The 25,623-nt window shown below is 65.4% G+C and carries 25 protein-coding genes and 1 tRNA gene; 12 read left to right on the forward strand and 14 right to left on the reverse strand.

All coding sequences use genetic code 11. The features are described 5' to 3' along the window. Positions 1–11: 11 nt before the first annotated feature. Together EB836_RS10105 and EB836_RS10110 are read right to left on the reverse strand one after the other, a co-directional pair. Positions 12–485 carry an FABP family protein gene (locus tag EB836_RS10105; protein WP_135540004.1) on the reverse strand — a complete coding sequence of 158 codons (474 nt, stop codon included), beginning with the start codon at positions 483–485 and terminating at the stop codon, positions 12–14. A gap of 21 nt (positions 486–506) precedes the next feature. Beyond that, on the reverse strand, positions 507–965 hold the full coding sequence (locus EB836_RS10110; protein WP_205683346.1) for an SgcJ/EcaC family oxidoreductase: 459 nt from the start codon (positions 963–965) through the stop codon (positions 507–509). Between the two features lie 303 nt (positions 966–1,268). On the opposite strand from EB836_RS10110, the gene EB836_RS10115 reads away from it, so the two are divergent. Beyond that, positions 1,269–2,435: an IS1249 family transposase gene (locus EB836_RS10115; RefSeq protein WP_167854418.1), complete on the forward strand. Its 1,167-nt coding sequence runs from the start codon at positions 1,269–1,271 to the stop codon at positions 2,433–2,435. 167 nt (positions 2,436–2,602) lie between these two features. Here the strand turns inward: EB836_RS10115 and EB836_RS10120 are convergent. Both EB836_RS10120 and EB836_RS10125 read right to left on the reverse strand, forming a co-directional pair. Further along, positions 2,603–2,675, reverse strand: a tRNA-Lys gene (locus EB836_RS10120). Between the two features lie 114 nt (positions 2,676–2,789). Continuing rightward, entirely contained in the window at positions 2,790–3,728 is a 939-nt protein-coding gene (locus EB836_RS10125; RefSeq protein WP_135540010.1) for a hypothetical protein, read from the reverse strand. 175 nt (positions 3,729–3,903) lie between these two features. Here EB836_RS10125 and EB836_RS10130 point away from each other — a divergent pair, with 175 nt between their 5' ends. The 3 genes from EB836_RS10130 (at position 3,904) to EB836_RS10140 (ending at position 6,488) form a co-directional block, all read left to right on the forward strand. After that, positions 3,904–4,491 carry a hypothetical protein gene (locus tag EB836_RS10130; RefSeq protein ID WP_135540012.1) on the forward strand — a complete coding sequence of 196 codons (588 nt, stop codon included), beginning with the start codon at positions 3,904–3,906 and terminating at the stop codon, positions 4,489–4,491. 359 nt (positions 4,492–4,850) lie between these two features. Then, positions 4,851–5,471: a DUF47 domain-containing protein gene (locus EB836_RS10135; protein ID WP_135540014.1), complete on the forward strand. Its 621-nt coding sequence runs from the start codon at positions 4,851–4,853 to the stop codon at positions 5,469–5,471. 3 nt (positions 5,472–5,474) lie between these two features. After that, on the forward strand, positions 5,475–6,488 hold the full coding sequence (locus tag EB836_RS10140; protein ID WP_135540016.1) for an inorganic phosphate transporter: 1,014 nt from the start codon (positions 5,475–5,477) through the stop codon (positions 6,486–6,488). Between the two features lie 4 nt (positions 6,489–6,492). Here the strand turns inward: EB836_RS10140 and EB836_RS10145 are convergent, their stop codons facing one another. After that, a complete protein-coding gene (locus tag EB836_RS10145) occupies positions 6,493–6,951 on the reverse strand; it encodes a DUF4383 domain-containing protein (RefSeq protein WP_240689813.1) in 459 nt (152 codons plus the stop codon). A gap of 111 nt (positions 6,952–7,062) precedes the next feature. Here EB836_RS10145 and EB836_RS10150 point away from each other — a divergent pair, with 111 nt between their 5' ends. The 3 genes from EB836_RS10150 to EB836_RS10160 all read left to right on the forward strand — a co-directional run bounded on the left by EB836_RS10150 (position 7,063) and on the right by EB836_RS10160 (position 10,317). Next, positions 7,063–8,511, forward strand: coding sequence for a histidine kinase (locus tag EB836_RS10150; RefSeq protein WP_167854419.1), 1,449 nt, complete (start codon positions 7,063–7,065; stop codon positions 8,509–8,511). After that, positions 8,496–9,098: a response regulator transcription factor gene (locus EB836_RS10155; RefSeq protein WP_346763087.1), complete on the forward strand. Its 603-nt coding sequence runs from the start codon at positions 8,496–8,498 to the stop codon at positions 9,096–9,098. The genes EB836_RS10150 and EB836_RS10155 overlap by 16 nt, the downstream gene beginning before the upstream one ends. Positions 9,099–9,219: 121 nt before the next feature. Continuing rightward, complete coding sequence (locus EB836_RS10160) at positions 9,220–10,317, forward strand: hypothetical protein (RefSeq protein ID WP_135540020.1); 1,098 nt, start codon at positions 9,220–9,222, stop codon at positions 10,315–10,317. A 172-nt stretch (positions 10,318–10,489) separates the two neighbouring features. Here EB836_RS10160 and EB836_RS10165 read toward each other — a convergent pair whose 3' ends face one another. After that, positions 10,490–11,083 (reverse strand): dihydrofolate reductase family protein, encoded by a 594-nt coding sequence (locus EB836_RS10165; RefSeq protein WP_135540022.1) that lies wholly within the window; start codon positions 11,081–11,083, stop codon positions 10,490–10,492. A 109-nt stretch (positions 11,084–11,192) separates the two neighbouring features. On the opposite strand from EB836_RS10165, the gene EB836_RS10170 reads away from it, so the two are divergent. Then, a complete protein-coding gene (locus tag EB836_RS10170) occupies positions 11,193–11,846 on the forward strand; it encodes a helix-turn-helix domain-containing protein (protein ID WP_135540024.1) in 654 nt (217 codons plus the stop codon). A 135-nt stretch (positions 11,847–11,981) separates the two neighbouring features. Here EB836_RS10170 and pstB read toward each other — a convergent pair whose 3' ends face one another. From pstB to pstS, 4 genes are all read right to left on the reverse strand, one after another. Then, positions 11,982–12,761: a phosphate ABC transporter ATP-binding protein PstB gene (pstB, locus tag EB836_RS10175; protein ID WP_135540026.1), complete on the reverse strand. Its 780-nt coding sequence runs from the start codon at positions 12,759–12,761 to the stop codon at positions 11,982–11,984. 132 nt (positions 12,762–12,893) lie between these two features. Next, positions 12,894–14,030 (reverse strand): phosphate ABC transporter permease PstA, encoded by a 1,137-nt coding sequence (gene pstA, locus EB836_RS10180; RefSeq protein ID WP_135540028.1) that lies wholly within the window; start codon positions 14,028–14,030, stop codon positions 12,894–12,896. A 5-nt stretch (positions 14,031–14,035) separates the two neighbouring features. Continuing rightward, entirely contained in the window at positions 14,036–14,926 is an 891-nt protein-coding gene (pstC, locus tag EB836_RS10185) for a phosphate ABC transporter permease subunit PstC (RefSeq protein ID WP_240689831.1), read from the reverse strand. 247 nt (positions 14,927–15,173) lie between these two features. Continuing rightward, a complete protein-coding gene (gene pstS, locus EB836_RS10190) occupies positions 15,174–16,301 on the reverse strand; it encodes a phosphate ABC transporter substrate-binding protein PstS (RefSeq protein ID WP_240689815.1) in 1,128 nt (375 codons plus the stop codon). Between the two features lie 296 nt (positions 16,302–16,597). Between pstS and EB836_RS10195 the strand changes: the two genes are divergently transcribed. Then, positions 16,598–17,407 carry a methyltransferase domain-containing protein gene (locus tag EB836_RS10195; protein WP_167854420.1) on the forward strand — a complete coding sequence of 270 codons (810 nt, stop codon included), beginning with the start codon at positions 16,598–16,600 and terminating at the stop codon, positions 17,405–17,407. Between the two features lie 137 nt (positions 17,408–17,544). Here EB836_RS10195 and EB836_RS10200 read toward each other — a convergent pair whose 3' ends face one another. Genes EB836_RS10200 through EB836_RS18660 form a run of 4 tightly spaced genes read right to left on the reverse strand, consistent with a single transcriptional unit; the run spans position 17,545 to position 22,511 of the window. After that, positions 17,545–18,519, reverse strand: coding sequence for an NUDIX hydrolase (locus EB836_RS10200; protein ID WP_135540033.1), 975 nt, complete (start codon positions 18,517–18,519; stop codon positions 17,545–17,547). Next, complete coding sequence (locus EB836_RS10205) at positions 18,516–20,660, reverse strand: RNA degradosome polyphosphate kinase (RefSeq protein ID WP_240689816.1); 2,145 nt, start codon at positions 20,658–20,660, stop codon at positions 18,516–18,518. The genes EB836_RS10200 and EB836_RS10205 overlap by 4 nt, the downstream gene beginning before the upstream one ends. Positions 20,661–20,664: 4 nt before the next feature. Next, positions 20,665–21,636 carry a mycothiol synthase gene (gene mshD / locus EB836_RS10210; protein WP_135540037.1) on the reverse strand — a complete coding sequence of 324 codons (972 nt, stop codon included), beginning with the start codon at positions 21,634–21,636 and terminating at the stop codon, positions 20,665–20,667. Further along, complete coding sequence (locus tag EB836_RS18660) at positions 21,633–22,511, reverse strand: winged helix-turn-helix domain-containing protein (RefSeq protein ID WP_135540039.1); 879 nt, start codon at positions 22,509–22,511, stop codon at positions 21,633–21,635. The genes mshD and EB836_RS18660 overlap by 4 nt, the downstream gene beginning before the upstream one ends. Before the next feature lie 236 nt (positions 22,512–22,747). Between EB836_RS18660 and EB836_RS10220 the strand changes: the two genes are divergently transcribed. The 3 genes from EB836_RS10220 (at position 22,748) to EB836_RS10230 (ending at position 25,506) form a co-directional block, all read left to right on the forward strand. Then, a complete protein-coding gene (locus tag EB836_RS10220) occupies positions 22,748–23,551 on the forward strand; it encodes an ammonia permease (protein ID WP_240689817.1) in 804 nt (267 codons plus the stop codon). A 142-nt stretch (positions 23,552–23,693) separates the two neighbouring features. Further along, positions 23,694–24,293, forward strand: a complete 600-nt coding sequence (locus EB836_RS10225) for an FABP family protein (protein WP_135540041.1) — start codon at positions 23,694–23,696, stop codon at positions 24,291–24,293. A 1-nt stretch (position 24,294) separates the two neighbouring features. Next, positions 24,295–25,506: a folate-binding protein YgfZ gene (locus EB836_RS10230; RefSeq protein WP_135540042.1), complete on the forward strand. Its 1,212-nt coding sequence runs from the start codon at positions 24,295–24,297 to the stop codon at positions 25,504–25,506. The last annotated feature ends 117 nt before the right edge of the window (positions 25,507–25,623 follow it).

Genomic DNA, 25,623 nt, shown 5'->3' on the forward strand with positions numbered 1-25,623 from the left:
GTCGCGCAGGCTCAGCCGATCCTGTGCATCTGCGAGGCCAGATGGTGTCTCATGGGCACGCCTACGGCGGCCATGGCGAAGCTGGTCGTGAGGGCGTCTGCGGACAGTACGATTCGCCGCGTGGTCGACTCGACGTGCTTTGCCGAACTCGCGCAGTTGACCTGGGAACGCAGCTCGCAGGTGAAGCCATCGGCCGTCACGGTCAGCGGGCCTTCGGCGAGTTCGGTTTGTCCGGTCGGCTGGGCAAGCACGAATTCCACCTGTGAAGCGTCGACGATCCGCAGGTAGCCGGTCTCTGTGTGCATCGGCGCTCCGGCTGGTGACCAGGTCTTCTGCACATAGTGGAGGAACGGTTTGCCGACGTCGGTGAACGTCGCTTCTTCTGCGTAGTCGAATGGTTCGATCGTCGGATACTCGCCGTGGCCTTCACCACGCCAGGTTCCGAGAAGACCCGAGACGACCTCGAGTCCGGGATGCAGTGTCATGGCTCTTTCCTTCGGGTCCGGTCAGTCGGAGGTTCGCTTCTTGTAGTGGATCGCGCTGCGACCTTCGGGCAGATTGATGTGCGTCTGTGCGCTGGGTTCGATATCTGTGTTCTGCGCCGTGACGGCGATCCACCCGTCCTTGCTGCGTTCGAGCACGAAGGTGAATACTCCGCGGCGGTCACCGGCCGGCTCTCCAGCGGGTGTGACCTGGCCCGTGAGGTGCCATCCGGCTTGGACGACTGCTGCATCGGTGCCGACGAGGCGAGTTCTCGGTTCGTCCATGCTGATCCGTGAGTTCGGGAAGATGTGGGCGAAGCCGAATGCGTGTGCGTCGCGGATGTTCGCTCGGTCGTGCCACCAGAGGCCCACCACGTTGACGAACTCGGCGTCTTCAGCGAACAGATCAGCCAGATCATCGGCATCGGCTCGGTTCCACGCGTCTTCCCATCCGGTGACGACGTCTTCCGGAGTCTTCAGCATGGACATCCTTCCTATCTGCGGTGATCAACGTGAGCCGGGACCGGTGGCTTTCGGCGCGAATGCGAACGCGGGTGCGAACGAAGTCATCTCCCAATTACACCAGCAGGGTCGTGGGACCGCGGTTCCAGGACGAATGTGGGCGCGTCGAGGAATATCCAAATGGAGCCCAGTCTCGAAGCGACAGGCGTGGCCCGCCGACCCGGTGGAAGAGGGTTATAGGCCAAAATGTGTGTACAGGATGGCCTGCTTGCCCAGTAGCCAGTAGGGCAAGACTGGATTGAACATGCTCTGCAACCATGTTCAGTGCCCAATCCCAGAAATCACCCCGTCTGTGGTGTATGTGCAAACAAGCTCGTCAAGAATGGCAAAACCGGTGCCGGACGCACCAGGTGGCGGTGCAAACACTGCGGCTGTTCAGCGATTCAGAAGCGCACCGATTCGGCGAAGAAGGCAGACTTCAACAGCTTCATCGCATGGTTGACCAGCACGCAGCCACGAGGCGATTTCGCTTCCAGCACTCGTACCTTCACGCGAAAGATTCAATGGTGCTGGAACGTAACCCCCAGGGTGGTCCTGACAGGCGAGATCCATGACCAGATCATGCTCGACGGCACCTACTTCAACGGTTGGTGCGTGCTCATCGCCTACACCGGCACTCACGTCATCGACTGGCAATGGTGCGACCAGGAGAAGAACGCGTCCTGGACAGCCCTCATCAGCCGCATCCCCGCCCCGGTGGCTGCGATCGTCGATGGCAACGGACCATTGACGACAACGATCAAGCGACTCTGGCCGACCACCCGTATCCAACGGTGTCACTTCCACATCCGACAGGCCGCACATCGGTACCTGACCATGCGGCCTGTCCTGCCGGCGAACAAGGAACTCCTCGGCCTGTTCAAGATGCTGCCGAAGGTCACCAGCCTCGACGAAGCCGCGAAGTGGACAGGCGCATTCACGTCCTGGGAAGCGAAATGGGAGTCGTTCCTCAAACACCGCACCCAGGTGCGGTCAGGAACACCCCGACCGGCACACGTGAAGCCGGGACAGCGCTGGTGGTACACGCATCTTCGGACCCGTCGAGCCCACAACCTGCTGACAGGACTCCTCCGCGACCGGCAACTGTTCACGTGGCTAGAACTAGCCGAAGACGACTACACGATCGCGAAGACTACGAACCCATTAGAGGGCGGCCCGAACAAAGCGATCAAGGACTTCCTCCGAGCCCATCGAGGACTGAACATCGATCATGCCCGCCGAGGAGTCGACTGGCTGTTGTATCTGCGCACCGAGGCACCCAAGGACCCGTGGTCGTTCGTTACTCCACGAGCGTGGACACCACCGCGCAGCGTCCCGAATGTGGTGAAACCCGACACGGGCCGAGAGGAGACGAATCTTCTCTACGGGACGGGATTCAGCGTCGAGGATGGCAATGGGATCCAGAAGGGCTGGGGCGGCAGAACCCGGTGAGAACCAGCATCGACACGCCCTGCCCATACACACATTTTGGCCTATAACCCGTGGAAGATTTCGTGCGTGAGAGTGAGGGCGAGCTGACATCGCACTCAAATGACAGTCGGCGGTTCGGATGAACCGAACCGCCGACCTCAGCACCCGTTCTGACCTGGGGCAGGGGGTGGGCCCCGTGGGGATCGAACCCACGACCCACGGATTAAAAGTCCGTTGCTCTACCAACTGAGCTAGAGGCCCCGTCCCAACTCGACTGATCGGCAGAGCCGGAACACGACAGTTGGAGACTCAATAATATTAGAGGTACGTGACCCCATTACTCAAACCAGAGGACGCGGTCGAACACCGCTTCCCTCATTTCTCCAGCTCGGGTCGATCCGGGCCGGTGTAGGTCTGAGGCAATGAGTCCGGAGAGGACAGATCCTCGTCCGCAGCCTCGTCGATGACCGAGCTCTCAATGGCCTTGTTCTTCTTGAGCTTCCCGAGCAGCGCGGAGACGTTCTTGAGGCTAGCGAGCAGCCTGCGGTCCTTCTTCGGGGCGACGTATTCGGGGTCGGTTTCGATGGGGAAGATCGTCGGAGCTGCACCGAAGGCTTCCTTCGACTCCGCGGCCACCTTCCGTGCCATCTGCGCATTCACGACGGCTCCGATGACGGCACCGATTCCGAACGGCAGCAGCCGGCCGACGAAGGAGCCGCCTGCGCGGGCGGCGAATTTGCGGATGAAGGTCTTCCGCAGCTTGCGCACGAGCAGGTCGACCAGCGGACCGGGCAGCTGCTTGGTCACGGTGGCGCCCCAGCTGCCGAACATGGATTCGACTCCGCCGTTCTGCTTGCTGAACCGCTGCACGAGGTTCTTCCCGTCCTTGCCCAGCATGAGGCCGAGCACGAGAGCGTTCGCCCGCTTGGCATCGGCCACGGGCAGTCCGTGGATCTCCGAGATCGCTTGGGCGAACAGCGCCGTGCCTTCGAGGAATCCGGCGGTCTCCGCACTGGCCACGCCGAGGGCGGCCGTGGTTCCCAGGCCCGGCACGGCGGCGGTCGCGCCCACCGCTGCGCCGCCCGAAGTCGTCAGAGTCAGGTAGTGCCTGCGAATGATCGCGATGAGTTCCTCGGGCGTCGCTTCCGGATGCTTCCGGCGCAGACTGCGCACATAAGCCAGGGCGACGGGCCGTTGCACGGACAGCAGACGCGACAACATCGACTGGGCGCGAGGATTGAGGGTGCCGTCCTCATTGACTGCGAGCTTCGCCGCCTTGTCGAGGCCCTTCTTCGCCACGGATGATTTTGCCACGAGAGTTCCTCCTCGTATCGGTCACTCGCGACTGCGGGTCGCAGACACGAATCACCAGCAAGTTTAATAGCCGCCACTGTGAGCTCGGGGAGCGAACCCTGACCGTCGGACAAAAGCCCGGCTGTGATCTGGGTCCTGGTCACCGCGCACGCCGGCGGACTAGACTGCCTTGACGATGACACAGCGACCCTTCCACCGCCCCGTTCCCCTCGCCGACCTCGACTCCGTCGGTGCCTCCGACGATCCTGTAGCCCGGTCCGAAACCTCGCACGCGACCGCCGCGCTGCTGCTCGGCGACGCCGACGGCAACCGCGACGAGGCAGCCACCCGACGGTTCATCGAACTCGCCGACGACATCGGTTTCGAAATCATCGCCGAGATGTGGTCGGCTGCCCCAGCCGTCTCAGCGCCCGGCGCCCTGTGGCGTCTCTACGCATTGCGCGAATGGATCACGTCTGCACCCCGCGACCTGTCCGAGATGTTCGCCGACGGACAGCGCAGAGTCACTGACGGCATCGGATACGACGAGATCCTCGCCGGCGTCGAACTGCCCGCCGGCCCTGATGAGGTGGCGCGGGCGATCGACGAGATCCTCGCCGGAGCTTTCCGCGGCGACGTCGTCATCGCCTTGCTGCGCGCCGCCGCGTTCGTCGCCATCTGTGCCGCCGGCACGGACGACAACGACGTCAGCGCTCGACTGAGCCGACTCTCCCAGGATCTCTCCGACGCGGCCGTCGCTCACCGCCGAGGCGGCCTCGACTGACCGTGTGAACACGAACCCAGCCCCGCCGAGGCTACCCAGTCCGGCCGCGCCGACGCGCCCCCGGTCCGGCCGGCGCCCGGCCCCGGCCCTGCCGATATTCCCACGTGCCCCCGAAGTCAACTGTGAGATTCTCAACGAACCAACAGCCGCCTCGGCGGTGGACTCATGCGTGTGAACGAGTATCGTAGGGGGTGGCCTTCGGGCCACCGGACGCTGGATCGCTGAAGCCCCGGGCTCCAAATTCAGCCGCTTCGAGCGGCCTTCCGCCGAGAGGCGCTCTCGGTTCAGCGTCCGGCACATATCATTGAGGCATCATGCATATTCGTCCGGCTCGTCCGGGCCCCGGGCAGGAGGAGCGCATGCGGCTCAAGCGAGTACCGCAGGACACTGTCTTCTATGAGCGGCTGTCCGCTCTCGTCTCACAGATGCGGCAATGCAACTTGGTGCTCGCCGAACTCTCCGGCATCGAAATCAGCGAACGTCGCGACGTGGCCGATCGTCTCCGCGAGATCGGGGACAGAGCCGATGAGGACATGGGCGCGATGCTGCGGGCGCTGCGCGAGAACTACATCACTCCATTCGACCGCAATGACCTCTACCTGCTCAGCCACCACATGCGCGACATCTGCCACCGTCTGCACGGGGTCGGATTCGTCCTCGCTTCGGAAGCCTTCGACCCGTTGCCGTCCGGCGTGCCCGAGACCTTGGCGGTGCTGTCGAACCAGACCGACCACACCTCGCGGATGATCACCCGCATGCCGGGCAAACTCGACCAGTGGGACTACGTCGACGCGATCAACCGGCTGACCTACCAAGTCGAGACCCTGCAGTGGCGGATGTCGGATGCGGTGCCGAACTCCAAACGCGGACTCACGTACATGGCGGCCGTGTCCCAGCTCGGGCAGGCATTCGTCCGGGCCGCTCACGGGTTCACGGAGCTCGGCAAGGTCGTCGCGGCCATCGCGATCAAGGAGTCGTAGTCCGTGGAGCTGCTTTTGGTGGCCGTCATCGTCGCCGGGGTGATCTTCGCCGGCTCGAACGGCTTCCATGACGCTGCGCTGACGATCGGCAATGCCGTCGTCGGTCGGGCCCTCAACCCGAAGTGGGCACTGGGCCTGGCCGTGGTCTTCAACTTCATCGGGGCGCTGCTCGGCGAGGGCATCGCCATCGTCGTGGCGAACCAGATCGTGCTCTTCTCCGGTTCCGCCGACCTCATTCTCACCTGTCTGCTCGTCGCGTTCGTGGCCGCGACGATCTGGAGTCTCTTCACCTACTTCCTGGCGCTGCCGGTGTCCTCGACGCACTGTCTCATCGGCGGACTGCTCGGTGCCGGAATCGTGTTCGGTTTCTCCGTCAACACCGGTGAGGCGATGGACTCCGTCGTGTGGCCGCTGCTGCTCTCACCCGTTCTCGGGTTCATCCTCGCGTGGGCGTTGACCCTCGTGCTGTCGAAGTTCCTCGCCTCCGTTCCGCCGAAACCGCTGTTTCGCGGCGCGCGCATGGTCGACTCAGTGCTCACGGCATCCCTGTCGCTCGTCCACGGAGTCCAGGATGCGCAGAAGGTCGCGGCCCTGGTCATGGTCGGCATCCTCGCGGTCGAGGCCACCCCGCACGACGGCCTGTCCATCGTCGAGATCTCTTGGCCCGTGCGCCTCCTCATTGCCGCGGCCCTGGCACTGGGCACCGGGCTGAGCGGGTGGCGGGTGGTCCAGACCCTGTCAGTGCGGATGGTCCGGCTCGACCCGCTCAAATCCGCCATCGCCGATGGTGCCGCCTCGATCCTCATGTACACCGCGGCTCTGGTCATGCGCGTGCCCGTGTCGCTGACCTTCGTCCTGGGCTCGTCGATCCTCGGCACCCAATACGCCGGACGCAAGGGCCACGCCCGAGCCCGCTACTTCCTGCCGATGTTCGGCGTGTGGCTGCTGACGATCCCGGCCGCAGCGCTGTTGGCGCTGGGCCTGGGAGGGATCGTCAAAGCGGCTGCAGGAATCTGAAGGATCAGACTCGAGGCTTGCGACCGAAGACGATCCCGGTCGTGATCATGGCCGCCGCGAGGACGAAGTGCAGCCAGTTGTCGGCGGTGTTGAGCCCGACGAAGTTGCCCATCGACTCCATCGGAATCACCATTCCGTAGATCCACAGCACCGCATAGATGATGCCGCCGATGATGAGGTAGTTCTTCGCCAGTGCACGCGAGCGGAGCCCGAGCATTCCGACGAGTCCGAACAGCAGATGGACGATGTTGTGGAGCACCGTGACCTGGAAGAGACCGAGCAGCGCCGCATCCGTATGATGTCCGGCGAAGCTGATCGAACCGAGGTTCGCGGTGATGCCCGGGACGAATCCGAGGATGCCCACGAGCAGGAACACGGCGCCGAAGAGCCCCGAGACCATCTGCACCTGCGAACGCGTGCTGTGTGAGGCTGCGGGCGACTGTGATGACATCGAGATATTCATGACGATCCTTTCTCAAAGGTGACTGGTATCGATGATTCGGAGCCGATGCCGATTCGGATGGCTGCTGCGCGCAGAATCGTCGTGTCAGTCCGTCGCTGTAGTCTGGTGGCGATGGGAGCTTGGGCGGTGAAGCTGTGGCGCAGACTGCTGGTCCTTCTGATCGGCGGGGTCGTCGCCGTGCCCTATATCGCGGTGATCATCTGGGTCGTCACCGCGTGGAACGAGGCCAGCGACCGGTCCCTGGCCCTGGGCATCTTCGTCTTCGGCATCATCGTCTTCATCCTGTTGTGCATTCCCGCGTTCCTGGCAGTGATCCGCGCGCTCGAGCGGACCCTGGCCGAGCAGCTCCTCGAACTGTCCATCCCCACCCCGCCGAGGCGGCCGACCGCCTCCGACCGAGTCCGCGGTGCCCTGTTCTACTTCGGCCACGCTTTTGCCGGCGCACTGCTCCTCCTCACCGTGGTTGTTGTCATCCCCTCCGCTTCGCTGATGACCGCCGATCCGCAGCAGGCCTCGGAACTGTCGAACGGGCTCCTCGGCATTGCGGGTTCCACCGGCGGGCCAACGGGCGGAGGCGGGGATTCGTCGGCCGGCCCGTGGACCGAGCCCGCCGTCGTTCTGCCCGCCGGACTCATCCAGATCCTGGCGCCCTTGGTTCTTCTCCTCCTCGCTGCCTTCATCATCACCGAGGGCTATTTCCTGCCGCACTATGCACAGATCCTGCTCGGCCCCTCTGCAGCTGACCGGGCTGCGCTAGCCGGGGCCGATCGCGTCCGTCGTTTCCGCCGCACCGTCCTCGCCCGTGAGGTCCACGATTCGATCGGCCATGCCCTGACCGTCATGACGATGCAGGCAGCGGTGGCCAAGCGTGCCCTGCACCACGATGAGAAACTCGCCGAGGCGGCCGTCGACGAGATCGCTCGCACCGGCCGTGACGCCGTGGCTGAGTTGGATCATGTGCTCGCGCTGCTGCGCGCGGAGGCAGATGCCGAAGGCACTGTGAGCGAGATCGAAGACTTGGTGGGCGGCGCCGGCGCCATCGCCGGCACCGAGGCTGATGTCGGAGGGATCGCGGACGACGGTGACAGCGGAAGTGCGCGGCCGCCTCGGCCAACGATGCTCGACATCACCCGCTTGGCCGAAGAAGCCCGCTCCATCGGGCACCCCACCCGGCTGACCATCAGCGGGGACGCCGCCGGACTGCCCACGGCGGTGGTCCGCGAACTCCACCGGATCGTGCGTGAAGCGGTGACGAACTCGCTGCGGCATGCGACGACGCCGGGCCTCGACGTGACCATCGACTTCGGCGCGGACTGCGTGCAGGTGGTTGCGCGCAATGCCGGCGGGGCCACCGGCCCCGTGTTCGGCACGGTCAGCGAGGGCAGGTCCGATCTGAAGGGGGCGGCCGCCTCGGCGAGGGAATCACGGGGACTCGTGGGCATCGGCGAAAGAGCTGCGCTGTTCGGTGGGAACGCGGCCTGGGGAGTCGATGGCGGACAATGGGTTCTGCAGGTGAGGCTGCCGTATTCGGAGGGACAGGTGCCATGGCCATCAGAGTGATCCTCATCGACGATGAGCCGCTCGTTCGCGCGGGACTGGCCGCGATCATCGACTCCGATCCGGGGCTCGAAGTGGTCGGGGAAGGCGGCGATGGGGCGGAGGCGGTGGATCTCGTGACTCGGCTGCGTCCCGACGTCGTCGTCATGGATGTGCACATGCCCCGACTCGACGGGTTGGAGGCCACGCGGCTGCTCGTGGACCGGCAGGAGTCGCCCCGGGTGCTCATCCTCACGACCTTCAACAGCGATGATTACGTCTTCGAGGCCTTGCGTGTGGGAGCCGACGGCTTCGTCCTCAAACGCGCTCAGCCGGACGAGCTGATCAGAGCGGTGCATACCGTGGCAGGGGGAGAGGCGCTGCTCTATCCGCAGAGGATCCGGGACATGGCGGCACGGTCGGTCCGACACGTCGACCTGGTGAGTTCGGCTCAGCTGAGCAGCCGGGAACAGGAGGTTCTCACCCTGATGGCGCGGGGGATGAGCAACGCCGAGATCGCCGTTGAGATGTTCCTCGGGGCGGAGACGGTCAAGACTACGTCAGTTCGCTGTTGTCGAAGCTCGGCGCGAGAGATCGGACGCAGGCGGTGATCCTGGCCTTCGAATCGGGATTCATCACGCACTGAGCCCGAATCGGACTTCACCCGCTCGGGGACGGGGTTCACCCTTGTGGGGGAGACCGTGGCAGGTCTGCGGGGGCGAATGTGGAGGCATGACACAGAAACAGCTCCACCACACAGTCCATCATCCATCACAACCCGCACTCGTCGCTGTTCGGGCGGGACTTGCGGCCACCTCGGCGTGGTCGCTCTTCCTCTTCGTCATGGCGGTCCTCTGGGGACTGGGAACCGTCGGCGCACCGCTGGCCGGATCCGAAGACGGGGCGTTCACCTCGGCAATCGCCTCGCTCCCGACATCGGTCATGGCCGGCGTCGTCGGCTTCGTCGCTCTGCTGAGCTTCGTCCTCTCTGCGGTTCCGCTCACCGTGGCCCGTGTGCGGGAACAACTGAGCGAACATTCCGCGGTCCGGGCCCTCGGGATCGTCGCACTCGCGATCACCGCAGTCATCACCGTCTTCTTCACCGATACCCTGCTGCTGGCCTACCTCGGCTATACGCTCAGCCTGCAGTTCCCGCCGATCCCGGCTCCAGTGATCTGGCAGGCGATCATGCTCATCGGTCCGGTGCTGTGGCTCGTCGTCTGGGCCGTCGCCGAACGGTCGCGTCGGGTAGGGCTGAGCAGGGGCAGTGACCGGCATCCGGCCGGAGATGCCGGTGCGGTCGACGGGCCTTCGCCTGCCGAAGGAAGCGGTTCGACCGCGGTCTCGACCAGTGCGAAGGTCGCAGTCGGTGTGGCCGTCGTCGTTCCGGGTTTCTACGCACTGACTCGGATTCTCTGGGCGTTCGGAATTCCGGTCGGTCTGAGCCAAGGCCTCTTCGACGAAGGGCAGCGCGTGGGGCTCTGGCATTCGGGTCTGGCGCTCGCCCTCGCCGCGGTGGCAGGCATCCTGCTCACACTCGGGCTCGTGCAGAAGTGGGGAGAACGGCTGCCTGCGTGGCTCGGTCCTTTGGGCGGGAGACGGGTGCCGATCACTCTTGCGACGATTCCTGCGACGGTCGTGTCGTTGGCGATCTTCACCGGCGGAGTCGGCCTGGTGTGCACAGCCTTCTCAGGCATGCCCGAAGTCTTCGCCGACAGCTGGTGGGCGACGATCGGGCCGACGCTGCTCTTCCCGGTCTGGGCCGTGGCCCTCGGCTGGGCGACCTTTGCCTATCGGGAACGCCGACTGACCGCCGAAGCTCGGAACTGATAGCCGAAGTACAGACGTGACAGCCGAACAGCGAGTGCTCACCACGGCCGATGAGGCGGACGGGAATCGTCCGCCTCATCGGCCGTCGAGCTGCGCCCAAGAGATGCCGGTTCACTTGACCCAGCCCGTCTGTCGAGGCTGCCTCGTCGGACTGCGCCCCTCTAGGTGCCGTTCAGCCGGACTGCCCGCCCGTAGGACCGGCGGTCAGTCCGGCGAATGGTCCGTATGTGACCAGCAGATTGCCTTTGCTGGTGCGCTGCACGTCTTTGAATGCCAATCGAGTTGTCGTGCCTCCCTCGAAGAGCGAGCGTCCGCTGCCGGCGACAACCGGATGGACGGCCAGCGTCAGTTCGTCGATGAGCTCGGCTTCGACGAGTTGACGGACCACTGACATCGACCCTTCGACGGCGATTTTGCCGCCGTCGGTGCCTTTGAGTTCACGGACGAAGTCGACGAGGTCTCCTTGGATGAGCGTGGAGTTCTCCCATCGGAGGTCCGCCTGCGACAGAGTCCTCGAGGCGACGTGCTTGGGCGTCGCGTTGATGAAGTCGGCGAACGGTGCGTCTTCGCCTTCGGTGTGGTTCGGCCAGTAGTTCTCCCACTCCGAATAGGTGACACGGCCGAGGATGCAGTCGTCAACTCCACCGATGGCCGTGTTCATCCACTGTCCCACCTCCTCGTCGAAGGAGTCGAACTGGAATTTGAACGGGTCCGATGCGATGCCGTCGAGCGATTGGAACAGTGCGGCGATGACAGTGCGGCTCATGATGATCTCCTCATCGAGTGTCGTGTGGGCCGAGCATGATGCATTAAATGTCAGTTCAAAAAGTAAACTGCAGTTTCAATAGTGAACTATGTTGGCTAGACTGTCAATCATGAAGTCGTATGGGCAGTTCTGCGGTTTGGCCAGGGCGGCAGAGGCTCTGGGCGAGAGGTGGTCGCTGATCATTCTGCGCGATCTTCTCGTGGGCGCGAAGCGCTTCAATGAATTGCGGCAGGGCATTCCCGGCATCCCATCGAACCTGCTGACCACACGACTGCGTGAACTCGAAGCTGCCGAGATCGTCGAGCGCAGCATTGATGGGCGCAACGTCGTCTATCGTCTCAGCGAGTACGGTTCGGACCTCGGGCCGGTGCTGATCGAACTCGGCCGCTGGGGCGCTCGACGTCTGGCCGCTCCGCGCGAGGACGAAGTTCCCACCGACAGCTCGCTGGCTGCGGCTCTGCTGTCATCTCGCACCGAGGCGGCAGTGCGGCCATTCACCGTCGAAGTCACTGCGGGGCCGGCAGAGGCCCATGCGGTCGTGCATGAGTTCGGGGTCGATGTCGCCGAAGGTGCTGATCCGCACGCGCAGCTCTTCATCGGTGGGCCGGGGTTGCGGGGTGTGCTTGCCGATGGTGAAGCGGAGGCAGCCGTGGCGGCTGGAGCGGTGACAGCAGACGGCGACGCATCCCTGCTGCCCGAGTTCGTCCGTGCCTTCCGAGCACCACTCGACGAGGGCGTCAGCAGCCCATCGACCGCAGAGTGAGCTCGTTCAAGGGATTCTCTGGTCGATCCGCGGTGTTTCAGAGCGGCTGAACGCCGTGGAACGACCAGACAATGACGTGCGTCGGCGGACCCGACCGGAAAACTCAGGTCCCCGAAGCGACCGGCACGGCTCAGGTCATCCGAAGCGGCCGGAGATGTAGTTCTCGGTCTCTTCCTTGTCCGGGTTGGAGAAGATCGTCGAGGTCTCATTGAACTCGATGAGCTTGCCGGGCTTGCCGGTGCCGGCGATGTTGAAGAACGCGGTCTTGTCGGACACTCGCGCGGCCTGCTGCATGTTGTGGGTGACGATGACGACCGTGTACTTGTCCTTGAGGTCGTTGATGAGGTCCTCGATCGCCAGCGTCGAGATCGGGTCGAGGGCCGAACACGGTTCGTCCATGAGCAGAACCTCGGGCTCGACGGCGATCGCGCGAGCGATGCACAGGCGCTGCTGCTGACCGCCGGAGAGGCCGGAACCGGGCAGGTTGAGACGGTCCTTGACCTCGTTCCACAGGTTCGCGCCGCGCAGGGCACGTTCCGTGAGCTCGTCGGCCGCGGACTTCGACAGGCGCTTGTTGTTCAGCCGCACGCCGGCGAGCACGTTCTCCTTGATGCTCATCGTGGGGAACGGGTTCGCACGCTGGAAGACCATGCCGACCTCACGGCGGACGTTGACCGGATCGACGCCGGCGCCGTAGATGTCGTTGCCGTCCATGAGGACCTCACCGGAGACGCTGGCGCCGGGGATGACTTCGTGCATGCGATTGAGGGTGCGCAGCACGGTGGACTTGCCGCATCCCGAGGGGCCGATGAACGCGGTCACGGAGCGCGGCTTGATCTGCATCTGCACACCGTCGACGGCGCGGAAGTCTCCGTAGAAGATGTCGAGATCCCTGATGTCGATCTGCTTGGACATTGTGTTTCCTATCCGTGGATTGTGATGAGTCTAGAGAATCGTGACCGGCATGCGCCGCTGTGATGATCGCCGAGGCGGCCGCACCGTGACCAGATCACGTCGCACGTCCGCGTCGCGCGTCCGCGCCGCACATCAGCGGCCGGCCTTCGGCGCCAGCACCTTCGCGATGATGCGGGCGAGCAGGTTGAGGACCATGACGAGGAGGACGAGGACGAGGGCGGCGGCCCAGGCCCGTTCGGAGCTGGCCAGCGCGGCCGCACCGGGGGAAACGGGGCGCAGCTGCGAATCGTAGATGAACGTCGGCAGCGTCGACATCCAGCCGGAGAAGAGGTTCCAGTTGAGGGTCTTCGCGAATCCGGCGGTGACCATGATCGGTGCGGTCTCGCCGATGACGCGGGCGATGGCGATGGTGACACCGGAGAGGATTCCCGACACCGAGGTGGGCAGGACGATCTTCATGATCGTCTTCCACTTCGGCACGCCAAGAGCGTACGAGGCTTCACGCAGATCCATCGGCACCAGACGCAGGATCTCCTCGGTGTTGCGCACGACGATGGGGATCATGAGCACCGACAGGGCCACAGCCGCGGTGAAGCCGGTCTTCGCGATTCCCGCCGAGGCCGGCATGAGCACATTCGCGATCGTCGAGAAGAGTGCGAAGGCGAAGAGACCTGCGACGATCGAGGGAATGCCGGTCATCACGTCGACGAGGAAGGTGATGGCCTTGCCCAGGCGGTTCTTGTTCGAGTACTCGACGAGGTAGATGGCGGTGAGGACACCGATCGGGATCGAGATGATGCAGGCGGCGAGTGTGATGAGCACGGTGCCGACGATGGCGTGGTAGAAACCGCCGGCGAGGGTGGCTTCACCGGCGACGTACTGCTGGTCGAGCACACCCTTCATCCCGAGCATCGTGCGAGTGAGCAGGTCGCCGCTGATGGCGGCCCCGCCCTTGGACACGGTCAGCCACAGCAGCGAGATGAGGGGAACGCAGGCGAGGACGAAGGTCGAGGTGACGACGGTGGTCGCCACGCGGTCGACGGCCTTGCGGCGTCCTTCGTAGGCTGCGGATGCCGCGAACACGGCGACCATGTTGATGAGGCCCGCGAGCACGGCGACGACGGGGATGTTGAAGCCGCCGAAGGAGATGAGGCTGATGAGGGTCGCTACGACGATCGAGGCGGCGGCGACGACCCAAGGGGTGGCGTTGGGCAGCTGCTTCGAGGTCAGCTTCTTCGGCTTTGCGATGGCGGTATCTGCGGTGGTCAACGTTCTCAGCTTCCCTTCACCGAGGTACGGGCGACGATGGCGCGGGCTCCCATGTTCACCAGCAGAGTGATGACGAAGAGGACGAGGCCGACCGTGATGAGTTCGGACAGACGCAGACCCGCGGCTTCGGGGAAGTTCTGCGCGATCTCCGAGGCGATGGTCTGGTTGCCGCTGACGACGAGCGAGGCGGTGAGGACGCCGGGGGAGAGGATCATGGCCACGGCCATGGTTTCACCGAGCGCGCGTCCGAGGCCGAGCATCGTCGCCGAGACGATGCCGGACTTGCCGAACGGGAGCACGGCCATGCGGATCATCTCCCAGCGGGTGGCGCCGAGGGCCAGTGCCGCCTCTTCCTGCAGACGCGGGGTCTGGAGGAAGATCTCCCGGGTCAGCGAGGTGATGATCGGCAGAATCATGATCGAGAGCACGAGGGAGGCGGTCAGCAGCGTGCGTCCCGTCTGCGAGACGGACCCGTCCTCGGCCGGAGCGAAGATCGGGATCCACCCGAACCACTTCGACAGCCACAGGTAGAAGCCCGTGAGGTTCCCGGCCAGGGCGATGCCCCATAGGCCGTAGACGACCGAGGGGATCGCGGCGAGCAGGTCGATGACGTAGCCGAGCGTCGGGGCGAGCCTGCGCGGAGCCATATGCGTGGTGAACAGTGCGATGCCCAGGGCGAAGGGAGTCGCCACGATCAGCGCGATCGCCGCGGAGATGAGGGTGCCGATGACCAGCGGCCACACATAGGAGAGGAACCCCTTGCCGCCGGTGATCTGCGCCGGATCGCTGATCTGCGCGGCGATGGTGTCCTTCGACTGTGCGAGCAGGAACAGCGCCACCCCTGCGAGGATGAGCAGGATCAGGATGCCGGCGATGAGTGTGGCGGCGGAGAAGATGCGGTCGCCGGGGCGGACGACGGCCTTCTGCTGCCGAGGAGCGGGACTCGAGCTCTGCGGCTGCGGCCCGGCCTCGGGAGCGGAGCCCGGACCTGTGGGGCCGGACTCGGTGATCGGTGTGCTGGTCGGCACAAGTACTCCTCACGTGACTTGTGGTGGAACCCTGGTCGGTTCACAGGCGCCGAAGAGCGGCGCAGGGACTCTGCGCCGCTCCGGCTGGTTATTTCTCGAGGTCAGAGACCAAATGTCAGCTCGCGACCTTGATCGAGTCGATGACTTTCTCGATCTCCGCACGCAGGTCGTCGGAGATCGGGGCGGACCCTGCCGAATCGGCGGCCGACTTCTGTCCCTCTTCCGAGACGACGAACTTCTCCCAGGCCTTGACCATGTCCACGGTCTCCTGGTCCTCGTAAGAGGAGCAGACGAGGTGGTAGGAGACGAGGACGATCGGGTAGGCACCGGACTCGGTGGTGTCGCGGGCGAGGTCGAAGGCGAGATCGCCTTCGTCGCGTCCCTCGACCCTCTCCGAAGCGTCGACGACCTTGGTCGCGGCTTCGGGGGAGAGCTCGACGAACTCGTCGCCGACCTTGACCTTGGCGGTGTTGAGCTCACCGACGGCGGAGGCATCCGCGTAGCCGATGGCACCGTCGGTGTCCGAAACCGTCTGGATGACGCCGTCGGTGCCCTGAGCGGCCTCGCCGCCGTACTCCTTCGGGAAGTTTCCGTCGACCTCGGCGTCCCACGTCTTATCGGCGGTGGCCTTGAGGTACTCGGCGAAGTTCTCGGTGGTGCCCGAGTCGTCGGCACGGTGGACTGCGGTGATCTTGAGATCAGGCAGCTCCGCGTCCGGGTTGTCGGCCTTGATGGCCTTGTCGTTCCAGTTCGTGATGTCACCCTTGAAGATCTTCGCAATCGTGTCGGGCGAGAGGTTGAGCTCCTCGACGCCCTCGACGTTGAAGGTCACGGCGATCGGGGAGATGTAGACGGGGAACTCGAAGGCTCCGTCGGCGCCGCAGGCCTCCTGACCGGCCTTGACCTCGTCATCGTCGAGGTGGGCATCGGAACCGGCGAACTGTGCGTTGCCGGCGAGGAACTGTTCACGGCCGGCACCCGAGCCGTCGGGGGAGTAGTTGACGGTCACACCGGAGTTCTGCGAGGTGAAGTCCGCTGTCCAGGCATCCATGGCTGCCTTCTGCGAGGAGGCGCCGATGCCGGTCAGGGTGCCCTGCAGGTCACTGCTGCCGCCCGAAGCCTCCTCGCCGGTGGCGGACTGGCCGCCGCAGGCCGAGAGGGTGATGGCGCCGACCGCGAGGATCGCAGCGGAGGGGGCGAGATGCTTCATCTTCACGAAGATGCCTTTCATGGTTGTGGACACAGCTCGAGAGTTCTCGATTGCTCGTGTTCCACGCTAAAGACCACGCGTGAAGTGCAAGGAGTTGAAACGTGAATGGGAGGTGAACGAGGGGCGAAGGGTTGGAACCGCCTTGAGCGCTTGATCACAGACCGCGCCGTTTTCGTGAAAGGATCGTTGTCGGGACCGGCATTCCCTTGCCGAGGCGGCCCGCCCGGTACTCGTGCACGCTCGCCGAGGCGGCCCGCCGTATGCGTACGCGCCCCCTGAGGTTCGTCGATCTCTTGTCCCGGTCCGGCCCCGTTCCTACGGTCGAAGCCATGAAGGATGGGAACCGATATGTCCTCGGCGAGTCCGAGAGCGAACGTTCACGACTGCGCGACCAGTCGGTCGTCTTCGACCCTCTGACCAAGCAGCTGCACATCGAAGCGGGAATCACTGAGGGCATGAGCGTCCTCGACATCGGCACCGGCGCCGGAGACGTCGCCGTCATCGCCGCCGATCTCGTCGGCCCGGACGGGCATGTGCTCGCCGTCGACCGCAATCCCGAGGCGCTCGAGGGCGCCCGCAGTCGGCTGGGCCATCGGCGAGAGATCGAGTTTGCCGAGGCGGATCTCTGCACCCTCGACCTCGACGAAGACTTCGACGCGATCGTCGGCCGAGCCGTGCTCATGCATCTGCGCAGCCCAGTCGAGGTGGTGGAGCGACTCGGCCGGCACCTGCGTCCTGGGGGTCTGCTGGTCATGCACGAACTCGACGTCGCACAGGGGTGGGCGAGTGCGGACACGCCGCTGCTGGAATACGTGAGAGAACTGATTCTGCAGACATTCGCATCGATAGGAATCCACGGCAGGATGGGCAGAGACCTGTTCGCGGCGTACCGTTCCGCCGGGCTGCCCGACCCGCACCTGACCTTGAGCGCACCGGTGGGCGGCGGGGCGGAGGCACCGAGCTTCGGCTGGGTGAATGCCCTGGCCGCTCTGTTGCCCTACCTCGAGCAGCAGGGGATTGTGACCGGCGATGAGCTCGGAATCGACTCGCTCACGCAGCGGCTCACCGACGAGTTGGATGCTGAAGACGCCACCCTCCTCGGGCCGCTGATGTACGGCGCCTACTGCACCGTCGGCTGAGGGCAGTCCCTTCGCCGAGAAAGTCCCTTCGCCGAGGCGGCCCTTCCTCACAAGCGGATCGGTTCACCGTCACAAGCGGATCGGCTCACCCTCACAGGCGAATCCGTTCATCCGCCCTAGGGGCTGAGATCCCTCGATCAGCTGTCGATGGGGCGGACGCGTTCGATCGCGACGATGCGCGGCATCGCGCCGGGTCGCACATAGGCGACGAGGACCTCACCGGGCTTGAGATACGGGTCGTCTTTCGGCAGCTTCGCGACCACGCGTTTGGGGGCATGTTCGGCGTAGACGGAGAAGATCGTCGGCAGCACCGGGCGGTGCGTGCAGTAGATGACGGGTTTTCCCTTCTCCAGCAGCTTGCGGATGAACCGTGCGGTCTTCTCCGGGTTCGCCGAGGCCGCCTTCTCACTGAGCGTCGGGGCTTTCTTGATCGGCTGTCCCCTGGCCGCTGACAGCGGGGCCAGGGTCGCCATGCACCGCTTCCACGGGCTGGAGATGAGCTTCTTCGTCTTCCAGGCTCCCAGCAGACCGGTCAGGGCCATCGCCTGTCGGGTGCCGAGTTTGAGCAGCGGTCGCACATGTTCGGTCTCGTACCACTTCGACCGCGGGAACGCTTTGCCATGGCGGACGAGGATGAGCGGCCAGGCGCGCAGCGCATCCGTGGAGTCGAACTTCTCCACCGCGTCGAGCTGCTCCCGATCGGCATAGGACGTCAGCTTGGTCCGGGCCTTGTCGACCGGGAACCATGCGGCCCGGTCGACTTCGCGTCTGTTCAGCGGAGCGAAGACAGTTTCGCCCTTGACCTCGGCCGACCAGTAGAAGACCTTCTTGAGGTTCTTTCCTCCGACCGTGTATTCGGCCGAGGGCAGCGGAACGCCGAGGTGGATGTCGAGGCCGGTCTCCTCCTTGACCTCGCGTACGGCGGTCTCCGGCAGGGTCTCGCCCGGGTCGACCTTGCCCTTGGGCCAGGACCAGTCGTTGTACTTCGGACGGTGGATGAGCACCACTTCGAGGCCGTCGGGTCCGCGTCGCCAGCAGACGGCGCCGGCGGCGAGCACATCGGCCTTGACCCGGGACGACGCCTGCGCCGAACTGACCGACGAGCGGCTCACGCCTCGTCCCCGATTCGACGCCGCTTCCGGTGTCTGCGGATGAGTTCGGTCTGGTAGTCGATGAGGGTGTTGCCGTCGGCATCGTGAGTGCTCCGGGTCCACTTGCCGTCGTCGGCGAGTTCGAACGCCGAGGTGGTCGGGGCGAACGCGAGGTCGAAGAGTTCGATGACCTCGTCCCGGTGGCTGTCGTCGACGATCTGCACGAGCGTCTCGACCCTCCGGTCGAGGTTGCGATGCATCATGTCCGCCGACCCGATGTAGACGATGGGGTCGCCGTTGTTGCCGAAGACGAAGGTGCGGGAGTGCTCGAGGAACCGGCCGAGCACGGAGCGGACGGTGATGTTCTCACTGAGTCCTTCGATTCCCGGTCGCAGGGCGCAGATGCCGCGGACGAAGACTTCGACGCTCACCCCGGCACGAGACGCCCGGTAGAGGGCGTCGATGATCGCTTCGTCGACGATCGAGTTGACCTTGATGCGCACCTGCCCGGTGCCGCCCGACTCGACATTGGCGATCTCGGCGTCGATGAGTTCGATGAGTCCCGTGCGCACCTGGCTGGGGGCGACGAGGAACCGTGAGTACTCGGACCGCGGCGCATAGCCGGAGAGCTGGTTGAACAGCTTCGTCAGATCATCGGCGACCGCGCGGTCCTTCGTCAGCAGTCCGAAGTCCTCATAGCCGCGGGCGGTCTTCGGGTGGTAGTTGCCGGTGCCGACATGGCAGTAGCGGGCCAGCCCCTCGGCCTCCTGCCGCACCACCAGAGACAGCTTCGCATGCGTCTTGAGTCCGACGATGCCGTAGACGACGTGGACGCCGGCGCGTTCGAGCTTGCGCGCCCACGTGATGTTGGCCTCCTCGTCGAAGCGGGCCTTGATCTCGACGACGGCGAGCACCTGGATGCCGGCCTGGGCGGCATCGACGAGGGCGTCGATGATCGGCGAATCGCCGGAGGTGCGATAGAGCGTCTGCTTGATCGCGAGCACGTTCTTGTCCGAGGCGGCCTGCTCGAGGAAGGCCTGCACACTGGTGGAGAACGAATCGTAGGGGTGGTGCAGCAGGATGTCGTGATGGGACACCGCTTCGAACACGTCGACCTGGTCGCTGGATTCGCGCAGGGACAGATCCTTGTTCATCTGCGGGACCATCTTCGGGAAATGCAGGTCATCGCGCGGCACATCGGCGATATCGGACATTCCCGACAGGTCGAGCGGCGTCGGCAGATGGTAGATCTCGGATTCGTGGATGCCCAGTTCGTCCTTGAGCATCTCGAGCACGCGGGGATGGATGTTCTCCGTGATCTCCATCCGCACGGCCGGGCCGAAGCGCCTGCGCAGCAGCTCCTTCTCCAGGGCCTTGAGCAGGTTCTCCGCATCGTCCTCTTCGACTTCGAGGTCTTCGTTGCGGGTGACGCGGAAGGTCGAGTGGTGGACGACCTCCATGCCTTCGAAGAGGGTGCCCAGATGTTCGGCGATGATGTCCTCGAGGGCGACGAACCGGGCCGGGACGTCGCGTCCGGCGGGGCGGTCGGTCGCCGCGGCGACGTTGAAGAACCGGGGCAGACGCGGGGGCACCTTGACGCGGGCGAAGAGCTCCTTGCCCGAGTCCGGGTAGCGCAGGAGCACGCCGAGGTTGAGCGAGAGTCCCGAGATATAGGGGAACGGGTGCGCGGGATCGACGGCGAGCGGGGTGAGGACGGGGAAGACGTGACCGAAGAAGAACGCGTCGACGCGGGTGCGTTCGTCCGCGGTGAGATCGTCGACCTGGACCTTCGAGATCGACTCCGCGTCGAGACGGGGGCCGATATCGTCCTTGAGCAGCGCGGCGTGCCGACTCATCAGCTCATACGCGCGGACCCCGATGTCGTGCATGACCTGGGCGGGCATCCGTCCGGTCACACTCGGCACGGCCAGCCCGGTGTTGATGCGGCGTTTGAGACCGGCGACGCGGACCATGAAGAACTCGTCGAGATTCGTTGCGAAGATCGAGAGGAACCGGACCCGCTCGAGCAGCGGGATCTCCGGATCCGAGGCGAGGTCGAGGACTCGTTCGTTGAAGGCCAGCCAGCTGAGTTCCCGGTCGAGGAAGCGGTCCGCGGGATCGGGCAGACCCAGCTCCTGGCCGGCCGCTGCGATGTCGTACAACGCTCTACTCCTTCTCGCTCGTCGTCGCTGGGCTCGTGCTCTCGGCACCGATGGGCTGAGATGCCGGTGCATAGGACACGTGCGCGACCGCGACATGGAATCCCAGCCGCTCGTACAAGCCTAGCGCCGGGGCGTTGTCGGATTCGACGTAGAGTTCGATGACCTCGGCGCCGGCGGCGACCATCCGCCGCATCCCCTCGATCGTCAGCGCCTTGCCCACACCCTTGGCGTGGATGGTCGGATCGACACCGACGACATAGACCTCGCCGAGGCGGCCCTGCCCGTCCGTGTCCGTGAGTTTGATCTGGTGGAAGCCGATGACCTCGCCGTCGCGGACGGCGAGCACGACGGTGTCGGGGTCAAAGTCGGCCGCGGTGACGATAGTGTCGATATCGGCGCGGGTCTGTGAGCCCTGTTCGGGGTGCCAGTCGAAGGCCGCGTTGTTCACAGCCAGCCAGCCGGCTTCGTCACCGGGGGCGAAGGATCGGAGCTCGACGCCCTCGGGCGCCTGCGTGGCAGGCAGGTCGGCCAGCCTCAGCCCCGACTCGGTGCGCATCTGATAGAGCACGCGGTCACGGCCGAGCCCATGCTTCTTCGCCAGGTGCGCCGCGGCCGGATGGTCGCCGTGGGACCAGCACCAGGATTCGGGCTCCTCGGCGAGGATCAGGGCCAGCAGCTCTGCGCCGAGGCCCTGCCCGCGGTGGTCGGGGGAGATGAGGAATTCGGCGGCGTGACGGTCGCCCTGCAGGGCGCGGATGCCGAAGCCGATGAGAGTCTGTCCGTCGAAGACGCGCCACACGGACGAGGCGGTCTGCGCCGCGTAAGCGGTGTCCTCTCCGGTGGCGATGGCCATGAGCCCGCCGGAGATCTCGGGCGCTCCGTCGGCGGCGGCCACACGGTCGAGGAAGGACAGCTCCTCCTCGGTGAGGGTGTCGATCGGGGTGTTCGCGGTCGCTCCGCTGGCCTGGATTCTCATGCCTTCACGTCCTCTGGTTCGGTGACGCTGTCGGCGCTGAAACGGTAGCCGACGTTGCGCACGGTGTGGATGGCGTTCTCAAGGTCTTTGCCGAGTTTGGCACGGAGGCGGCGAACATGCACGTCAACGGTGCGGGTGCCGCCGAAGTAGTCCTCACCCCACACGGCCAGGAGGATCTCGTCACGGGTGAAGACGCGTTCGGGATGCATGGCGAAGAACTTCAGCAGCGCGAACTCGCGGTAGGTCAGGTCGAGGCTGCGTCCGCCGAGGTCGGCGGTGAATGAGGTCTCGTCGATGCGCAGGGTGCCGGTGACGACGACCAGCGGTTCGCCGTCGGCGTTCCACGGGTCATCGCCGTGGCGGCGCTGACCGGTGCGGTTCGTGCCGCTGCCCCCGGCGTACCCGGCCGAGCTTCGGCTGCCGGAGAATCCTCGGTTTCCGGACAGTCCTCGGTTCCCGGCCGCGGTCGGGCCGGCCCAGCCCTGCGGACCGGTGGGCGGGGCGGACCGCTGCGCGTCGAGGTGACGGTCACGGGCCACGCGCAGCCGCGCCTCCACCTCGGCGGGGCCGGCGGTGGTGAGGATGAGGTCGGAGACGTTCCATTTCGCCGAGGCGGTCGCCAGTCCGCCCTCTCCGAGGACGACGATGATCGGGGCGGTGACCTTCCGCGCGGTGAGCACCTCGGCGATGCGCGGGGCCAGGGACAGGTCGAGGCAGGCATCGGCGATGACGACGTCGGCGGTCAGCGATTCGCGGTGCGCGTGCGTGATCTCATCTGCGCCGCGGCGGTCGATGTGATGGCCGAGGTACTGCAGGGATTCGGGCGCGATGGGGGCCTCGAGTCTGTCCGTGGGGCAGATGTGCAGAATCCGCATGTGCTGCATCCACCTCCTCGGCGCCCGTCGTCTGTGCAGATTATAGCGAGACCGGTGCGCCGTTCCCGACGGCGGACCGGCGGGAACGGCGGGTGCTCGGCCGTGTGAGTCCGGGGTGGGACGGGGGCGGGCGAGGGTGAAAGGAATGCGCGGGACGGCGTCCGCCGAGGCTGAAAGGAACGGGCGGGACCGGAGCGAAATCGCTTGCGTGCGCTGAGATGAGGCACGATAGTGCTGTGATCAGATGGATTCGAGTAGCCGTCGCCCTGGTACTGGTGCTGGCCCTCAGCACCTCCGTGTACTGGGGCTATTCAGTGTTCCTGTTGGCGACCGGACTCATCGTCCTCGGCGTCGCCTACGGGTGGCCGCGCCTGACGGACTCCCCGCAGCCGCGGGCGACGTCGATCATGCTCGCCCTCTTCGGGATGGCGGGACTGTTCGCAGCGTGGCAGGACGAGTCGGCCCCGTATCTCGACTGGCTGCCCGTGCTCGCCGGCCTGGGACTGCTGTGGACCTTCGTGCAGAACCTCACCCGCGGCATCGGCGCCTCCTACGCGGTGGCGAATGTCTCCGCGCAGGTCTCCGGCCTCGTCATCGTCCTGTCGGCGAGCACCTGGGTCGCGGCGATCACGGTGCCCGGCGACAAGGAAGCCATCATCATCGGCCTCATCGCACTCATCACGGCGCAGTGCATGACCGCTCTGCCATGGCCGGCGATCTACACCTCGCCGCTGGCCCTGGCCATGTCGACCGCCGTGGCCGGGATCCTGTCCGTGCTCGTGTTCGATGATTCGATCACCTGGCCCACCGCTCTCATCCTCGGCATCATCATGGGTCTGCTCGTAGCCGCTGTCGACCGGATGCTCGGGCTCATCGCGTATGCGAAGTTCCAAGCGGCGAACCTCGAAGCCTCGCAGAACCTCGAGATGAAGAAGAACGTCGAGAAGGCCCGCAGCTTCGCCGTGCAGCTGGCCCTCGGTGCCGCCCCCATCGCGCTCGGCGGAGTCGTCGTCTACGCCCTCGAACGCATCGCACTCTGAGCAAATGTAGACTGGGAGCATGGAAAATCTTCTTGCCCTCGAAATCGTCTTCTCCAGCCTCGTCGGCCTCGCCGCTCTCGGTGCCCTGGGCGTCGGAGTCAAGGTCGTCACCGCGCTGTTCAAAGACAACCGCTGATCCCTCATGATCGAACTTGATGCCTCGGTCCATCCTGAGCTCGTCCCCCTGTCCTGGCTGATCGGGTCCTGGGAAGGCGTCGGTGTCGTCGGCTATGCGGACACGCCTGAGAAGCAGTTCGGCCAACGCATCGACTTCGTCGCCCATGAGGGCACTCCGTTCCTCCAGTACACCGCGCATGCATGGCTGCTCGATGAGTCCGGTGAACTCGAATCGACCCTGACCCTGGAGACCGGGATCTGGCAGCTCGTGCGTCAGCATGACGACGGTGACGTCGGACCGGGCATGATGGTGCCTACGGCCGAACAGAGCTTCACCTCTGCCGCCGCGGTCGAAACCCTGCGCACGAACGACGACGCCTTCGAGATCGAAGCCGAGATCGTCCACCCGCACGGTGTCATGGAACTCTATGCCGGCACCGTCAAGGGCCCGCGCATCGACCTGGCCACCGACGTCGTGGCCCGGACGAAGACCGCGAAGGAGTACTCCGCTTCGACGCGGATGTACGGCCTCGTCGGCGGCGAACTCATGTGGGCCTGGGACATGGCCGCCATGGGCCACGAACTCGCCTCCCATTCCTCTGCCAGATTGAAGAAGCTGTCTTAAGATGACTGATCCTGTGTCGCCGAATGCCGTTCCCTCCGATTCGCCGTCGCCGGAGAACACCGACACCCCCGCCGAGGCGGTGCGTCGGTCCTCGCTCGCCCGCGGGCTGAGCTCGACTGCAGTCCTGGGCGCGGGCGAACTGTCGCAGACACCCATCCACTACGGAGCGTCCCTGCGTGAGCAGCGGGTGCTCGAGGACAAGGACGGCCTCGTCGACCTCGCCCACCTGCGCGTGCTGCGCCTGAGCGGACCCGACCGGCTGACCTGGCTGAACTCGATCACGACGCAGAAGATCGACGCCCTGGCTCCCGGAGTGTCCACCGAAACGCTGGTCCTCGACCCCAACGGCCGCATCCAAGGGTGGCTGAAGATCGTCGACGACGGCGAGGCACTGTGGGCGATCAGCGAACTGGCCACCGATGAGACGCTGGATTTCCTGCGCAAGATGGTCTTCATGATGCGCGTTGAGATCGACGATCTCAGCGACGACTATCAGTGCTTCGGTGCCGTGACAGCGCTTCCTGAGAAGCTGCCGGTGACCCAGCTGTGGTCCGACCCGTGGCCGCACATCGGCCCCGGCTCGGCCTCCTACGCTCAGGTCGACCTCGGCCAGTCCGTCGCCGGCACCGAACACCCGGGGCTCGAGACCCCGTTCGTCATCGGCATCGTCAAACGCTCCGAGCTGCAGGGACTGTCGGTCCGAGACTTCGACATGGCCGGGTTCGACGCCTGGGAAGCGCTGCGGATCGCCGCGTGGCGGCCGGGGAGGAACGAGGTCGACCACAAGGCGCTCGTCGGCGAACTCGACCTGCTGCGCACCGCCGTCCACCTGGCCAAGGGCTGCTACCGCGGCCAGGAGGCCGTGGCCCGTGTGCACAATCTGGGTCAGCCGCCTCGGCGATTGGCCTTCGTCCACCTCGACGGGTCCGGGCACATCGCCCCCGACCCCGGCACCGAGGCGCTCGCGGAGGTCCGTGGGTCCGAACGCGGCGTCGGCACCCTGACCTCGGTGACCGTGCATTGGGAGCTCGGACCGATCGGTCTGGCCGTGGTCAAACGCAATCTGTCACCCGAGGCGCAGCTGAGCTTCGAAATGAGTGACGGCGACCGCGTGGTCGGCGCGCAGGAGACGATCGTCGTGCCCGTGCGCGAACACGAACGGGTCCTGCCTGCGCGGAACAAGGACGTCGACGCCCGCAATCAGCACCGCTGATCGCGCCGGTTCGCGACCCTGATCGACGGGTCTGCGGGCGGCCGCGCGCGAAGCGGCATCCGTGCCGAACCGGGGCGCCGGCGGGCACGACTGCGCCTCAGCGCACCGCCGCGACAT

Source organism: Brevibacterium sp. S111, assembly GCF_004745075.1.
In the GTDB taxonomy this organism is placed as follows: domain Bacteria; phylum Actinomycetota; class Actinomycetes; order Actinomycetales; family Brevibacteriaceae; genus Brevibacterium.

Excerpts from the sequence above, each read along its gene's own strand:
- EB836_RS10110 (WP_205683346.1), bottom strand. The coding sequence starts at position 965 with ATGCTGAAGACTCCGGAAGACGTCGTCACCGGATGGGAAGACGCGTGG.
- EB836_RS18660 (WP_135540039.1), bottom strand. The coding sequence starts at position 22,511 with ATGCGGATTCTGCACATCTGCCCCACGGACAGACTCGAGGCCCCCATC.
- EB836_RS10165 (WP_135540022.1), bottom strand. The coding sequence starts at position 11,083 with ATGAGCCGCACTGTCATCGCCGCACTGTTCCAATCGCTCGACGGCATC.
- EB836_RS10170 (WP_135540024.1), top strand. The coding sequence starts at position 11,193 with ATGAAGTCGTATGGGCAGTTCTGCGGTTTGGCCAGGGCGGCAGAGGCT.
- EB836_RS10105 (WP_135540004.1), bottom strand. The coding sequence starts at position 485 with ATGACACTGCATCCCGGACTCGAGGTCGTCTCGGGTCTTCTCGGAACC.
- EB836_RS10135 (WP_135540014.1), top strand. The coding sequence starts at position 4,851 with ATGCGGCTCAAGCGAGTACCGCAGGACACTGTCTTCTATGAGCGGCTG.
- pstB (WP_135540026.1), bottom strand. The coding sequence starts at position 12,761 with ATGTCCAAGCAGATCGACATCAGGGATCTCGACATCTTCTACGGAGAC.
- EB836_RS10155 (WP_346763087.1), top strand. The coding sequence starts at position 8,496 with ATGGCCATCAGAGTGATCCTCATCGACGATGAGCCGCTCGTTCGCGCG.
- EB836_RS10150 (WP_167854419.1), top strand. The coding sequence starts at position 7,063 with ATGGGAGCTTGGGCGGTGAAGCTGTGGCGCAGACTGCTGGTCCTTCTG.
- EB836_RS10160 (WP_135540020.1), top strand. The coding sequence starts at position 9,220 with ATGACACAGAAACAGCTCCACCACACAGTCCATCATCCATCACAACCC.
- EB836_RS10130 (WP_135540012.1), top strand. The coding sequence starts at position 3,904 with ATGACACAGCGACCCTTCCACCGCCCCGTTCCCCTCGCCGACCTCGAC.
- EB836_RS10145 (WP_240689813.1), bottom strand. The coding sequence starts at position 6,951 with ATGAATATCTCGATGTCATCACAGTCGCCCGCAGCCTCACACAGCACG.
- EB836_RS10230 (WP_135540042.1), top strand. The coding sequence starts at position 24,295 with ATGACTGATCCTGTGTCGCCGAATGCCGTTCCCTCCGATTCGCCGTCG.
- EB836_RS10225 (WP_135540041.1), top strand. The coding sequence starts at position 23,694 with ATGATCGAACTTGATGCCTCGGTCCATCCTGAGCTCGTCCCCCTGTCC.
- EB836_RS10195 (WP_167854420.1), top strand. The coding sequence starts at position 16,598 with ATGAAGGATGGGAACCGATATGTCCTCGGCGAGTCCGAGAGCGAACGT.
- mshD (WP_135540037.1), bottom strand. The coding sequence starts at position 21,636 with ATGAGAATCCAGGCCAGCGGAGCGACCGCGAACACCCCGATCGACACC.